Origin of the sequence: Pseudoxanthomonas helianthi, assembly GCF_017939625.1 — a bacterium.
Classification (GTDB): domain Bacteria; phylum Pseudomonadota; class Gammaproteobacteria; order Xanthomonadales; family Xanthomonadaceae; genus Pseudoxanthomonas_A; species Pseudoxanthomonas_A helianthi.
The window spans coordinates 56,647-69,863 of record NZ_JAGKTC010000002.1 but is presented as its reverse complement, the minus strand read 5'-3'; the positions used below and the strand labels follow the sequence as shown (position 1 = coordinate 69,863).

Below are 13,217 nucleotides of genomic sequence, written 5' to 3'. Positions count from 1 at the left end.
CGACCGGACAGTCGGCGTCGCGTGGAAATTCCCCGCATCGGATCGTCTCCGGTCGCGCACTGAAGTGCGCTCCTACACAATACGCATATGTTGATTCCCCCGCCCCTCTCGCTGTACGTGCACCTGCCCTGGTGCGTGCGCAAATGCCCGTACTGCGATTTCAATTCGCACCAGGGCAAGGGCGAGTTGCCGTTCGGCGAATACGTCGACGCGTTGCTGCGCGATCTCGACTTCGATCTGCCGCTGGTCTGGGGCCGCACCGTGCAGACGGTGTTCTTCGGCGGCGGCACGCCGAGCCTGTTCCCGCCCCAGCACATCGACCGCTTCCTGCAGGAAGCCAGTGCGCGCCTGCGTTTCGCGCCGGGCTGCGAGATCACCCTGGAAACCAATCCCGGCACCGCCGAGCACGGCCGGTTCGAGGAATACCGCAAGGCCGGGGTCAACCGGATCAGCTTTGGCATCCAGAGCTTCGACGATGGCAGCCTGCAACGGCTGGGTCGGATCCATGACAGCCATGAAGCCGAAGCGGCGGTGAAGCTGGCGCAGGACGCCGGCTTCGACAATTTCAACCTCGACCTGATGTACGCGCTGCCGCAGCAGACCCTGGCGATGGCGGAAAACGACCTGCAGCGGGCGTTCGCGCTGCAGCCGGCGCACATCAGCCACTACCAGCTGACCCTGGAACCGAACACGGTGTATTTCGCCCGGCCGCCGAAGGGCATCCCCGATGACGACGCGGCTTGGGACATGCAGGAGCATTGCCAGGCACTGCTTGCCGACGCGGGCTATGCGCAGTACGAAGTCAGTGCGTATGCGCGGCCGGGCCGGCAATGCGCGCACAACCTGAACTACTGGCGCTTCGGCGACTACCTCGGCATCGGCGCCGGCGCGCACGGCAAGATCACCCTGGGCAGCGAGCAGACCATCCTGCGCCGCTGGAAGATCAAGCACCCGACCGCCTACCTGGCGGCCGCCGGCACGCCGCAGGCGATCGGCGGCGACGACCGCATCGATGCGGCGCGGCGGCCGTTCGAATTCATGCTCAACGCGCTGCGCTTGCGCGAGGGCTTCACGCTGGCCGGCTTCGAGGCGACCACGGACCTGCCGGAGAGCGCCATCGCGGCGCCATTGCAGCAGGCCTTCGCCAATGGCTGGCTGGAGCGCGATGGCGACCGCATCGTGCCGACCGAGCTGGGGCGGCGCTTCACCAATGACGCGGTCGAGTTGTTCCTGTAGCCCCGACCTGCGGCGGAACTCCATTGTGGGAGCGATGTAAGTCGCGATGCTTTTGAGGTTGCTGCCGAAAGGCATCGCGACTTACGTCGCTCCCACAATGAAAGTGACCGGGCAGGCGTGGTCACAGCGCGATCCGCGCCAGGTGGGGCAAAATGTAGGTCTTCGATCCCGCAGGCCCTTCCATGAACGCTCCCGACATCGCCGCCCTCTACGCCTCCCACCTGGCCGAACTCAAGCGTCGCGCCGACGAAGCGCTGGCGCGCGGCGGTTTCGACCACCTGGTCGTGCCCAGCGGCACCCAGCACTGGCAGGTGTTCGACGATCGCGACTATCCCTATGCGGTCAACCCGCAATTCAAGCACTGGCTGCCGCTGACCAAATTGCCGTACAGCTGGCTGGTCTACACGCCCGGCCAACGTCCGCAGGTCATCTACTACCAGCCGCACGATTACTGGCACGTGGTGCCGGACGCACCGAACGGCTGGTGGGTCGAGCATTTCGATGTCCTCATCATCCGCAAGCCGGAGGAAGCGCTGGGCCTGCTGCCGAAGGCGGCGGGACGTTGCGCGATCCTTGGCGAACCGCAAAGCGCCCTGGGCGACTACATTCCGAACAATCCGGAACCGGTCATCAACTACCTGGAATACCAGCGTTCGTACAAGACGCCGTACGAAGTCGCGCTGATGCGCGAGGCGCAACGCCTGGCCGTGCGCGGACATCGCGCCGCCGAAGCCGCATTCCGCAGCGGCGCCAGTGAATTCGAAATCCACATGGCCTATTGCAGCGCTGTCGGCCAGGACGCGAACGAACTGCCCTACGGCAACATCATCGGCCTGAACGAACACGCCGCCGTGCTGCACTACATGGACCTGGGCCGCACCGCGCCGGCGCAATCGCGCAGCTTCCTGATCGACGCCGGGGCCAGCCATCGCGGCTACGCCAGCGACATCACCCGCACCTATGCGGCCGACCGCTCGGGCGAATTCCAGGCCCTGATCGATGCGGTCGACGCGGCTCAGGTGAAGATGGGCAAGTCGGTACGTGCCGGCGTCGACTACAAGCAGCTGCACGTCGATGCGCACCTGCAGCTGATGGCGATCCTCAAGGATTTCGGCGTGATCAAGGTGTCGCCGGAAGCCGCGCTGGCGAGCGGCGTCAGCGCCGCCTTTTTCCCGCACGGCCTGGGCCATCCTATCGGCCTGCAGGTGCATGACGTGGCCGGCTTCGCCGCCAGCGATCGCGGCGGCCGCATCGAACGTCCCGCCGGCCATCCGTACCTGCGCATGACCCGCGTGCTGGAACCGGGCATGGTGGTGACCATCGAACCCGGCCTCTACTTCATCGACATGCTGCTGGACGAACTGAAGCAGAACGGCCACGCCGACAGCGTCGACTGGGCGCGCGTCGATGCGTTCCGTCCCTACGGCGGCATCCGCATCGAGGACGAGGTACTGTGCACCGACGGCGAGCCGCAGAACCTGACCCGTCCGGCGTTCGCCGAAGCGGCCTGAGCTGCGCTCAACGTCCGCGCCTGCGGTACTCCGCGGGCGTGACGTGGAAGTGGCGCTGGAACACGTCGCCGAAATGCGAAGGCGTGGAGAAACCGAGCGCATAGGCGATTTCCGCCACGCTGCCTTCGCCGTCGCGCAGGCGCTGGCTGGCCAGGTGCAGGCGATGAGTGCGCACGTAATCGCTCCAGGCCATGCCCAGCTGCTGGTGGAAACGGCGGCTGAAGTACGCGGGCGACAGTGCGCACAGCGCCGCAGCCTGTTCCGCCGAGGGCGCGTTGGCGGGATCGCGGCGCAGCCGTTCTATCGCCGGACGCAGGCGGCGTAACGCGTCGGCGCCGACGCCATCGGCCAGGCCCTCGATCCGAGGCGCCTGCGCGGCGGCCAGCAACAGGAGCTGCGCCGACGGCGTCGCCAGCACATCGTCTTCCCCGGCTTCGCGCAGCCATTCGACCAGCACGCCGATGCGCTGGGCCAATGCGCCGCGGGGCCGGGCGCAGAAAGCGCTGCGCAGGGATTCGCCGCCGGGCAGCGAGGCGACGGTGCCGGGATCGATCTGGACCAGGGTCCAGTCGCGCGCGCCGCCGGCCAGGGTGAAGTCGTGCTGGCGCAACGAAGGCACGAACACCAGGCAGCCGCGCGACAACGGATAGCGAACGCCATCGGCGACGAATTCGCCGCGCACTTGGCCGAACAACACCAGCTCGCAGACGTCGTGGTAATGCGGGAACGGTGTGCTCGGCTCGGCGCCGCGCCCTTCGGCCACGTGGCGCACGCGCAGCCGCGCGCCGGGGCGCAATTCCACCGGCTCGCAGATCGGACGGTCGAGATGGGGAACCATCATGTCGTCATTGTAGGAGCGGGCCCTACTCCAAGGGATGCCATGATGCCCGATGTGGGAGTGGTTACGGCATGCCGTGACCGGTAAGTCGCGAACGGATTGCGATGGTCTGGACGTAAAGCTTCGCGACTTACGTCGCTCCCACGGCGGGATGTCCTGGAAAAATCGTGGCTTGGGCTATGTCCAGAGTTCAGGGTGCGCCCAGCACGCGCACACCCATCGGCGGCAACGACAACGAAGCCGGATGGATCGGCTGCCGTGCGGCTTTCGCGTCGAGCAGGTCGAACCACGGCATGCCCGCGATTTCGCTGCCCAAGCTCGGCGCCGCCGCCGCATTGCCTAGATTGACGAGCAGCAATGTGCGCTGCCCGCCGGACTCGCGCAGCAGGCACAGAACCTGGCCGGCATCGTCGCAGAGGATGCGTTGCGCGCCATGCCGCAATTCCGGACGCGACTGGCGCAGCGCCAGCAACCGGCGATACCAGTTCAGCAGCGAAGCGGGATCCTTGTCCTGTTCCTGCACCGACACGCCGTCGTCGCTGCGGTTGTAGCGATTCGTCCACCAGGGCTTGTCGCCCTGGTACCAGGTCGCCGAACCCCGCGCGTTCAGGTCGGCCGACCAGCGCATCGCTTCGCGCAGCGGGATGTGGTTCGCGTCGGACAGGCCGACCTTGCCGGTGATGCCGCGCATGCCCAGTTCCTGGCCGTAGTAGACCAGCGGTTCGCCTTGGGCCAGCAACATGATCGCGGCACCGGCGCGCGCCTTCGCCATGTCGCCGCCGACCAGGGACATGAAGCGGTCGGTGTCGTGGTTTTCGAGGAACACGATCTGGCTTTTCCCCGCTGGCGTCAGGCGCTCGGTTTCGCGCAGCGCCTTGATGATCTCGCGCTTGTCGAGCTTGTCGATCGCGCCACGCAGGGGGAAGGCGAACACCATGTCGGCATGGCCGCGCACCAGCCAATCCGCGCCATAGCCCCAGTCCGACTGCTCGGCCATGATCCGGAAGCCGGGGCGACGTTCGCGCAGGGCATCGAAGATCGGTTTCCAGAACGTCCCGAACAGCTGCGTGGCCAGATGCTTGTTGTCGAGGTCGTCCATCATGTGATCGATGCGGAAACCGTCCGCGCCATCGCGGCCGCTGCCGTCGCCGTGCGGATCGGCCCATTGCAGCAGCACGCGCTGGAAATAGTCGCGAACCTTCGGCGAGTTCAGATCGACCATGGCGATGCCGATCATGCGGCCGTCGTAGCCTTCCCAGCGCGCCTGGTTCAGGAACGGCTCGGCCTCGCCGCGCGCCTTGTCGCGCCACAACAGGAAGTCGGAGGACGGCGCATCCGGCTTGCCGACGGATTGCGGCCACCACGGATGGCCCTCGCCGACGTACTGGATTTCCATGTCCATATACACCTTCAGCCCGCGCGCATGCGCGGCGCGGAGGAAGGCGCGGTAGTCGTCCATCGTGCCGTAGGCCGGCTCGATGCTTTCGAAATCGGTGGCGAAATAGTTGTGGTAGAACGGCGACGGCTGCAGCGGCGTCAGCAGGATCGAGGTGATGCCCAGTTGCTTCAGGTAATCCAGCCGCGCGGTCATGCCCTTCAGGTCGCCGATGCGGTCGCCATCGCCGTCGGCGAAGCTGCGGAAGAACACGTGGTAGAAGACTTCCTCGCCGGCCTTGGCGGGCGTGACCCTCGCAGGGACAGCTTTTGTGGGAGCGACCTTGGTCGCGAATGAATTTTGTCCATCCTGCCCAACACCAGCAGAAGCATTCGCGACCGAGGTCGCTCCCACAAGGTTGCAGGCGATTGCCATCGCCAGGACGGCGAGCGTGCGGATCGGATTCATGGTTTCTCCTCGTATACGTCGCCGGCGCCGCGCAACACGCGGCCGAAGAAGCGCAATGTGTCTTCGAGCGCAACGGTCCAGTAGGACCACTCATGCCCGCCATCGCGCTCGACATAGCGGTGGCGGATGCCTGCCGTGTCGAGCGTGGCGTGCAAGGTGCGGTTGGCTTCGATGAAAGGATCCTCGCGCCCGCAATCGAAGCGGATCGGCGGCAGTTGCCCGCGCGCGGCGTGCAGTGCGGCGGCGACGCTGCGGTCGGCCTCGGCCCCACTCCAGCCCGCACGGTCGTCTTCGACCAGGCCATCGAACTGCGCGATGTCGGTCATCGTCGAATGCGCCGCGGCAGCGACGAAGCGCGCCGGATGCTTGCCGACCAGCCGCAACGCACCGAAGCCGCCCATGCTGAGCCCGGCGATGAGCAAGGGCGAACGCGGCGTGCAGCCCGCAATGGCCTCGAGGGCCAGCGTGGGTACTTCCTCGACGATCCAGCGCTCGAAATCCTGCGCCTGGTGCGGCAGATAGCCGGAACCGTCGCCCCACAAACCATCCGAAGGCATCAGCAACGCCACCGGTGGCAACGCGCCTTCCGCAACCAAGCGTGCGGCGGTGCGATGCGCATCGCCCTTCAGCGCCCAGGCCCAGTGCGAACCGTACACGCCGTGCAGCAGGATCACGATAGGCAGGTCGGTAGCACCGTCGGCGCCCGGCGTCGCGTACATCGTCACGTCGGCACGCTGCCGCAGCGCGCGGCTTTTCACCGTCGCGAAGCGCAAGCCATCGACGGGAATCGCCGGATCGGACAGTTCGATGGTGCGGAAATCCGCCACTCAATCCTCCCGCGCGATCCGCAGCACGCCCTTGGCGCTGCGTCCGGCCAGCATATCGGCGAAGGCATCGCCGAGCGCTTCCAGCGGATAACGATGGCTGACCAGCGAGGCGAGTTCCAGCGAACCGTTGCCCACCCAGTCGAACAGGCGCGGGAAATCGCGCGACGGCACGCAACCGCCGTACAGCGGTGCCAGGTAGCGCTTGTTCCAGAAGAAATCGGTCAGCTCGACGTTGCCCGCGCCGTGCGCGCCGCTGACCTGCAACGCATTGCCGCCGTTGCGCGCCAGGCGCAACGGCAGGAAGGCCAGCGCAGGAACGCCGGTCGCTTCGAAGGCATGGTCGACGCCGCGCCCATCCGCCATCGCGCGCACCTGGGCGATCAAGCCGGCATGGCCGGTGTCGTTCGCCTGCGGCTGCAGGACATGGGTGGCGCCGAGCTTGCGCGCCCGCTTCAGCCGTTCGGCGACCCGGTCGATGGCGATGATCTTCGATGCGCCGGCAAGGCGCGCGCCCTGCACGACGTTCAGGCCAACCCCGCCGCAACCCAGCACCGCGACGCTGTCGCCGGGCGCGACCCGGGCGATGTTCAGCACCGAACCCACGCCGGTCATCACCGCGCAGCCGAGGATGCAGGCGGGATCCGGCGGCAATGCCTCGGGCAGCGGCGTGGCCGCCTCGGCGCGCACCAGGGTCCATTCGGCGAATGTGCCGAGATGGAACGAACGTTCGATCGGCCAGCCCTGCCAGCGCGTGCCGCCCGCATGCGCGCGACTGCTGGCGTCGGCCGCGTCGCGCGGTCCGTGCGTGCGTTCGCACAACGATTGCATGCCGCGACCGCACTGGAAGCAATCGCCGCAGGGAATCGCCCAGTTCAGCAGCACCGGCTGGCCGGCGCGCAGGTGCGACACGCCGCTGCCGACGGACTCGACGACGCCCGCGCCTTCGTGCCCCATCACCAGCGGTCCCGGCCAGCGCAGCGAGGCGTGGTCGGTATGGCACACGCCCGCCGCGGCGACGGCCACGCGCACCTCGCCCGGGCCGGGCGGATCGACTTCGATCGTGTCGATGACGAAGCCGCCCGCACCATCGGCGATGGCGGCGCGACCGGCCAGGATGTCCGGACTGTTCACGCTCACGCCGCCGGTTCGAACAGCACCGGGTTCTTCGGCGTGTCGATGACCTCGTCGACCTGCGCGCCCGGGCACCACTTCTCCCAGTCCTGCTGTTGCATGTGGTTCTCCGGCGCCTTCAACCGCATGTCGCGGTCCATGTAGATCACCGTCATCACCGAACGCGGCGCCTGCGAGCGGTTCGGCCCGGCGCGGTGGAAGGTCCAGCCGAGGTGGAAGCTGACTTCGCCCAGGTCGAACGGTTCGTCGACCACCGGGAAGCCGTGCGCTTCCATGTTCGCGGTGATCTCGCGTTCGCTCTCGTCGGAGATGCCGAGGTCGCGGCCGAATTCGACGTGCTGGCTGCCGGCGAAGAACGCCAGCGGGCCCATGTCGCGCGGCACCGCCTGCAACGGCACCCACGCGGTGACGCAACGATCGCTGTGCAGCGGCCAGTAGTACTGGTCGGCGTGCGCGGGGGTGATGCCGCCGCCGGGTTCCTTGTACAGCGACTGGTCGTGGTACAGGCGCACGCCCTCGGTTTCCAGCAGCGCGGCGGCGATGCCGGCCAGGCGCCGGCCGAACACGAACTCGCGGGCCAATCCGCCCTGCTCCCACAGGTTCATCACCTGCAGGAAAGCGCGGTCGTAGGTGCTGCGCTCCTCCAGCGGCGTGGTCTGGGTGTTCAGGGCGATGGTGAGGCGGGTGATCTCGTCGCCGTAATGGCGCAACTCATCCGCGTTGAACACGTCCTTCAGGCGGATGAAACCGTCGCGGCGGAAGTTCGCGATCTGTTGCGCGGAAACCGGATAGGGGCGGTGCAGGTCGATGGTCGTCATGCCGGCATCGTAGGTTGCCCGCGACGGCCGGCGCATCCGCCGGGCTTGTCGGTTTTCGCGGAAATCCTGTCGGATTCATGACCTGCCGGCGACCCGCAAGCGGGGCGCGGCATGGCGCCGGCCCCGACGGATTACCGGATCGCGTCGGCGGGTCGCCCCGAACCCCGGATCGCAATGGCGGCGATGACGGCGCTGGGCGAGAACGACGTGACGGCAATGAGCTTCTGCATGAGCCCGCCGCACGCAGACAGATCGATACGGCCGACACCGAACATGATCGCCGCCAACGCGATGAACGCGACGGCATTCAGCGACAAGACCCAACGCAACCTTCTCGCGGCAGACATGCGCCATGCGACCCACACGGCCGCGAATGGCGCGACGAACATGCCGATGCCCAGCGCGCCCGGGTCGTGTCGCGGACTGGGAAGCGGATGCCAGCCGGCCCAGAACGAGGCCACGCCGGCGGATGCGAGGCACAGGGCCAACGCGCCGGCGGCGAGCTTGCCGGCACCGAGGCGCGGAAGCGATCCGGCCAGGCCCACGCTGCCCAGCAGCGCCAACACGCCGGTGAGCAGCGCACCGATGTTCAGGATGCCCGGCCGCGAGGAAAGGTTGGAGCCGAGCTCGCTCGCCGAGGTGGTGAGAATGCTGTAGTTCGGGAAATACGGTGCGGCCAGGACCTGTGCTCCGAAATAGACCACGGGCACCAGGACCGCGGCCATGAGCAGGAACTTCCAGCCGGGAGACAACGTGTCCATCAACGCCTCCGCGTTCGGATTCATGACTTGGCCGGCGGATCGAGGTTGCAGACCGGATCCGACTGGTCGGCGCGGTCGCTGACGCAAAGGCGCAGGTCGGGCAGGACGGCGATACGGCGGTGGGCGTTCACCGCCAAGCTGAAGCGCTGCAGCACCTTGCCTTCGCAATCGATGCCCGCGCCGGCCTGGCAATCGCCGAACAGGGCGTAGTGGCAACGGCCGCTGAAGCTGTGCCGGCATTCGAAATCGGCGATGCCGTTGGCGACCTTGATCCGGGCATCGATGCGCCATTCGCCGTTCTCGCTGGCGCGATAGACGAAGGTGCGGGTGCCCGGCGAGCAGGCGGCGAGCAGGAACGTCAGGCAAAGCAAGGCGATGGATCGGCGCATGGCGTGATCTCCGGAAGGTGCGGCGCGGATGGGGTGACGGCGTTTCGCGAAGCGGTGTTGCGCGGATCGACTTACATGTGCCGGAACAGGGTCATGAACGGCTGGCTCACCACCAGCGTCTCCGGCCGTGCCTTCAGGCGCACGACGCCCTTGCCGCTGTCGTCGCGCACGATCGAGGCGATCGCACGCAGGTTGACCAGGGTCGAACGGTGGATCTGCTTGAAATGAGTGGGGTCGAGCGCAGCCAACAGGTCCTTGATCGGCGTGCGCAGCAAGGCCTCGCCTTCGGCGGTGACCACGGTGGTGTATTTGTCGGCGGCGCGGAAATACAGCACGTCGTCGATGCCGATCAAACGCGTTTCGCGGCCCACGCTGGCGGTGATCCAGGTCAACGGCGGCTGTTTGCGTTCGGCCGGCGCGCCCTGCCCCAGCTTGCGCAGCAGTTCGGCCAGCGCGGCGCTGCCGGCATCCGCTTCGCCCGCGCGCGCCTGCAGCCGCGCCACGGTGGCGGCCAGGCGCTCGGGTGCCACCGGCTTGAGCAGGTAATCCACCGCGCCGCGTTCGAACGCGTCGATGGCGTACTGGTCGTACGCGGTGGTGAACACGATGCGCGTGCGCGGGCTGGCTTCGGCCGCCGCCGCGGCGACTTCGAGACCGGTCAGCCCGGGCATGCGGATGTCGAGGAAAGCGACTTCCGGCTGGTGCTCGGCGATGGCTTCCAGCGCGCTGGCGCCATCCTCGCACTCGGCGGCGATGTCCAGCGCCGGCCAGGCCTGCGCCAGCGCATCGACCAGCGCATCGCGCAGCAGCGCTTCGTCTTCGGCGACTACGGCCTTAGCCATGGGCCACGTCCCGCACCGGTTCGTGGCCGGCCGGCACCGAGATCGTCGCCGCGACGCCCGCCGGGAAATTGGCCACCACCGCCAGCGCCGCCTCGCCGCCGTAGAGCAGTTGCAGGCGTTCGCGCACGTTCTTCAGGCCGATGCCGGTGCCACCGGATTTGGCCGCACTGAACCCTTCGCCGTCGTCGGCGACAGTAACCGCCACAGCGTCGTCGCTGCGGCGCGCGCGGATCCAGACGGTGCCGCCCGAGGTCTTCGGCTCCAGCCCATGCTTGATCGCGTTCTCTACCAGGGTCTGCAACATCATCGGCGGCATCGACGTGCCGCGCAGCGCGTCGGGCACGTCGACCTGCACGGCCAGGCGCGAGCCCATGCGGATCTTCAGGATTTCCAGGTAGGCGATGGCGCGCTCGAGTTCCTCGCCCAGCGTCGACCACGCATCGTCGGTACGCGGCAGCGAATGGCGCAGGTATTGGATCAGGTGGCCGAGCATGCTCTCGGCGCGTTCCGGATCGCTGCGGGTCAGCAACTGCGCACTGGCCAGCGTGTTGTAGAGGAAATGCGGTTCGACCTGCGCGTGCAGCAGGCTCAGCTTGGCCACGGTCAGGTCCTTTTCCACCGTGGTGCGCTGGACGTCGGCCTGTTCGTTGCGGCGGCGCTCGGCCACGCGGCGGGTGATGGCGCGGGCGATGGCTTCGGCGTTTTCCAAATTGGTGCCGTCGTCGACCCGGAACCAGTCGCTCCATGCGCCGCTCTCCGGTTCGCAGACCAGGGTGACGCTGCCGCTGTCGTGGCCCGGGGTCACCGTGGCCAGGATCTGGTTGCGCGGCACGCCGAACCATTCCAGCGGATTCCAGCGCCCCAGCGGATTGCGACCGTAGGGATCGGGGCGGCGTACCTTCGCCTTGATCTGCAGGCTGTCCCGCGCGCTTTCCACTTCCACGACGCGCGGCAATTCGCGGATCGCGGCGTCGAGCAGGTCGAAGGCTTCGCCGGCTTCGAACGGAATCTCGATCTGCCGGCGCTGGCGGTTGCCGAGCGTGTCGCCATCGGTGCGGCCCGCGATCAGGCGTACCCGGCGCAGGTGCGAGAACGCGCCGGTGATCACGAACACCATCACCACAGCACCGACCAGCAGGACCGGCCAGGGATCCATGCCGCGGAACAGCAGGCCGTTCCATACCAGCGCCAGCAGGAAAAACACGCCGAACCAGGCAGCGACCAGGCGGAGCAGGAAGAGGCAGTTGCGGATCACGTCGGCGTTCCGTTGCGGAAGATGCGGCGAAGCATAGTCGCGGCTGGCGCCTTGGGAAGCGCCGTTGCGACGAAACGCGGCCGGCGGCGACGAAACCGGCCGCGCAGGGAGGCGAACTGCGGCGGAGCCGCGCTTTCCGCCCGCCGGCGGCGCGTGCACACTATCCCGCCCCGCGCTCCATGCCCCCGCATGTCCCCCGCCCACCTGCTGCTCGCCCTGGCCGTGGTCCTGGTCTGGGGCACCAACTTCGTCGTGATCCGGCTGGGCCTGGACGAGTTCCCGCCGCTGCTGTTCGCTACCTTGCGCTTCGTGCTGTCGTTCCTGCCGTGGCTGCTGTTCGTCAAACGGCCGCCGGTGCGGTGGCGCTGGCTGGTCGGCAACGGCGTGTTCCTCGGCTTCGGCATGTTCGGCCTGCTGTTCATCGCGATGCGCGCCGACATCACCCCAGGCGTGGCCTCGCTGGTGGTGCAGACCCAGGCGTTCTTCACCATCGGCCTGTCGATGCTGTTGCTGGGCGAACGCCTGCGTGCGTTCCAGGTCGCGGGACTGGCGCTGTGCGTGGCCGGGCTGGTGCTGCTGTTCGCGCATACCGATGCGTCGCTGACCGTGCGCGGACTGGTCCTGACCTTGTGCGCGGGCCTGTCTTGGGCCGTCGCCAACCTGATCGCCAAGCGCGCCGGCAGGATCGACATGCTCGGCTTCATGGTCTGGTCGAGCCTGTTCGCGGTGCCGCCGCTGTTGCTGGCCAGCCTGGCGTTCGAAGGCCCACAGCGGATCGGCGAAGCCCTGGCCCAGGCGAACTGGATCGGCTGGAGCGCGGCGCTGTGGCAGGGCGTGGCGAACACGCTGTTCGGCTACGGCGCATGGAACTGGCTGCTGGCGCGCTATCCCGCCGCGACGGTGTCGCCGCTGTCGCTGCTGGTGCCGGTGTTCGGCATGCTGGCCGCGGCGCTGGCGTTCGGCGAAGCGTTGCCGGGATGGAAGATTCAGGCCTGCGTGCTGCTGTTGGCCGGACTGGCGGTGATTTCACTGTGGCCGCGCATCGCGGCGCGGTTCGCGCGACCGGCGAGCTTGTCCGGAAACGGCGAGTAAGCGCGCCACCCGCGCTGGCTCCACTTCCATCCAAGGATCTCCGGTGTGGGAGTGGTTGTGGCGTCCACAACCACTCCCACATCGGAAGATGTTTTCTGTCGGGCTGTCGACCTTGTCCGGAAACGGTGAGTAAGCGCGCGCCGCGATGCCTACGCTGGCTCCACTTCCTTCCGGAGCCGGCTCCATGCCCTTCCTTCCGCTGATTTTCCTCGCCGTCGCGACAACGACGCCCGCGCAACGCGACCAGGCCGAAGTCGCGGCGCTCGATACCGCCTTCCAGGCCGCGGTCAAGGCCAACGACGCCGACACCATGGCGAAGATCCTCGCCGACGACTACGTGCTGGTGCTCGGCGACGGCAGTACCCAGAGTAAAGCCGATCTGCTGGTCGAAGCGCGGGAAAAACACCGCCATTACGAGCAACAGGACGAGCTGGAGCAGCACGTGCGCGTCTGGGGCGATACCGCGGTGGTCACCGCCAAGCTGTGGCTGAAAGGCACCCGCCGCGACGGCAGCGTGTTCGATTACCGGCTATGGTTCAGCGACACCTACGTACGTACGCCGCAGGGTTGGAAATACGTGCTGGGACAGGCCTCGTTGCCATTGCCGAAGCCATAACGTTTGACGTGGGAGTGGTTGTGGCATGCCACAACCGGTAAGTCGCGATGCCTTTGCT

Annotated in this window: 13 protein-coding genes; 4 read left to right on the top strand and 9 right to left on the bottom strand. The window is 67.5% G+C overall.

Going from position 1 to position 13,217, the window contains the following annotated elements:
* Positions 1-87: 87 nt before the first annotated feature.
* Together hemW and pepQ are read left to right on the top strand one after the other, a co-directional pair.
* Positions 88-1,236 (top strand): radical SAM family heme chaperone HemW, encoded by a 1,149-nt coding sequence (gene hemW, locus J5837_RS08030; protein ID WP_210536260.1) that lies wholly within the window; start codon positions 88-90, stop codon positions 1,234-1,236.
* Positions 1,237-1,418: 182 nt separating this feature from the next.
* Positions 1,419-2,747: a Xaa-Pro dipeptidase gene (gene pepQ, locus J5837_RS08025; RefSeq protein WP_210536259.1), complete on the top strand. Its 1,329-nt coding sequence runs from the start codon at positions 1,419-1,421 to the stop codon at positions 2,745-2,747.
* 7 nt (positions 2,748-2,754) lie between these two features.
* Here the strand turns inward: pepQ and J5837_RS08020 are convergent, their stop codons facing one another.
* The 9 genes from J5837_RS08020 to J5837_RS07980 all read right to left on the bottom strand — a co-directional run bounded on the left by J5837_RS08020 (position 2,755) and on the right by J5837_RS07980 (position 11,451).
* Positions 2,755-3,588 carry a helix-turn-helix transcriptional regulator gene (locus tag J5837_RS08020; RefSeq protein ID WP_210536258.1) on the bottom strand — a complete coding sequence of 278 codons (834 nt, stop codon included), beginning with the start codon at positions 3,586-3,588 and terminating at the stop codon, positions 2,755-2,757.
* A gap of 187 nt (positions 3,589-3,775) precedes the next feature.
* Complete coding sequence (locus J5837_RS08015) at positions 3,776-5,428, bottom strand: alpha-amylase family glycosyl hydrolase (protein ID WP_244755841.1); 1,653 nt, start codon at positions 5,426-5,428, stop codon at positions 3,776-3,778.
* A complete protein-coding gene (locus tag J5837_RS08010) occupies positions 5,425-6,255 on the bottom strand; it encodes an alpha/beta hydrolase (RefSeq protein ID WP_210536257.1) in 831 nt (276 codons plus the stop codon). Before J5837_RS08010 ends, J5837_RS08015 begins: the two co-directional genes overlap by 4 nt.
* Positions 6,256-7,392, bottom strand: coding sequence for an alcohol dehydrogenase catalytic domain-containing protein (locus tag J5837_RS08005; protein WP_210536256.1), 1,137 nt, complete (start codon positions 7,390-7,392; stop codon positions 6,256-6,258).
* Entirely contained in the window at positions 7,389-8,204 is an 816-nt protein-coding gene (locus J5837_RS08000; protein ID WP_210536255.1) for a phytanoyl-CoA dioxygenase family protein, read from the bottom strand. The genes J5837_RS08005 and J5837_RS08000 overlap by 4 nt, the downstream gene beginning before the upstream one ends.
* 131 nt (positions 8,205-8,335) lie before the next feature.
* Positions 8,336-8,989 (bottom strand): DUF998 domain-containing protein, encoded by a 654-nt coding sequence (locus tag J5837_RS07995; protein ID WP_210536254.1) that lies wholly within the window; start codon positions 8,987-8,989, stop codon positions 8,336-8,338.
* On the bottom strand, positions 8,986-9,354 hold the full coding sequence (locus J5837_RS07990) for a hypothetical protein (RefSeq protein WP_210536253.1): 369 nt from the start codon (positions 9,352-9,354) through the stop codon (positions 8,986-8,988). The genes J5837_RS07995 and J5837_RS07990 overlap by 4 nt, the downstream gene beginning before the upstream one ends.
* A 71-nt stretch (positions 9,355-9,425) precedes the next feature.
* Positions 9,426-10,196, bottom strand: coding sequence for a LytR/AlgR family response regulator transcription factor (locus J5837_RS07985; protein ID WP_210536252.1), 771 nt, complete (start codon positions 10,194-10,196; stop codon positions 9,426-9,428).
* Positions 10,189-11,451, bottom strand: a complete 1,263-nt coding sequence (locus J5837_RS07980; RefSeq protein WP_425504831.1) for a sensor histidine kinase — start codon at positions 11,449-11,451, stop codon at positions 10,189-10,191. Before J5837_RS07980 ends, J5837_RS07985 begins: the two co-directional genes overlap by 8 nt.
* A gap of 189 nt (positions 11,452-11,640) precedes the next feature.
* Between J5837_RS07980 and J5837_RS07975 the strand changes: the two genes are divergently transcribed.
* The gene (locus J5837_RS07975; RefSeq protein WP_210536251.1) at positions 11,641-12,543 is read left to right on the top strand and encodes an EamA family transporter; all 903 of its coding nucleotides are present in this window, start codon (positions 11,641-11,643) and stop codon (positions 12,541-12,543) included.
* A 184-nt stretch (positions 12,544-12,727) separates the two neighbouring features.
* Entirely contained in the window at positions 12,728-13,159 is a 432-nt protein-coding gene (locus J5837_RS07970) for a nuclear transport factor 2 family protein (protein ID WP_210536250.1), read from the top strand.
* The last annotated feature ends 58 nt before the right edge of the window (positions 13,160-13,217 follow it).

Excerpts from the sequence above, each read along its gene's own strand:
- pepQ (WP_210536259.1), top strand. The coding sequence starts at position 1,419 with ATGAACGCTCCCGACATCGCCGCCCTCTACGCCTCCCACCTGGCCGAA.
- J5837_RS07995 (WP_210536254.1), bottom strand. The coding sequence starts at position 8,989 with ATGAATCCGAACGCGGAGGCGTTGATGGACACGTTGTCTCCCGGCTGG.
- J5837_RS08000 (WP_210536255.1), bottom strand. The coding sequence starts at position 8,204 with ATGACGACCATCGACCTGCACCGCCCCTATCCGGTTTCCGCGCAACAG.
- J5837_RS07985 (WP_210536252.1), bottom strand. The coding sequence starts at position 10,196 with ATGGCTAAGGCCGTAGTCGCCGAAGACGAAGCGCTGCTGCGCGATGCG.
- hemW (WP_210536260.1), top strand. The coding sequence starts at position 88 with ATGTTGATTCCCCCGCCCCTCTCGCTGTACGTGCACCTGCCCTGGTGC.
- J5837_RS07975 (WP_210536251.1), top strand. The coding sequence starts at position 11,641 with ATGTCCCCCGCCCACCTGCTGCTCGCCCTGGCCGTGGTCCTGGTCTGG.
- J5837_RS08015 (WP_244755841.1), bottom strand. The coding sequence starts at position 5,428 with ATGAATCCGATCCGCACGCTCGCCGTCCTGGCGATGGCAATCGCCTGC.
- J5837_RS07970 (WP_210536250.1), top strand. The coding sequence starts at position 12,728 with ATGCCCTTCCTTCCGCTGATTTTCCTCGCCGTCGCGACAACGACGCCC.
- J5837_RS08020 (WP_210536258.1), bottom strand. The coding sequence starts at position 3,588 with ATGATGGTTCCCCATCTCGACCGTCCGATCTGCGAGCCGGTGGAATTG.
- J5837_RS07990 (WP_210536253.1), bottom strand. The coding sequence starts at position 9,354 with ATGCGCCGATCCATCGCCTTGCTTTGCCTGACGTTCCTGCTCGCCGCC.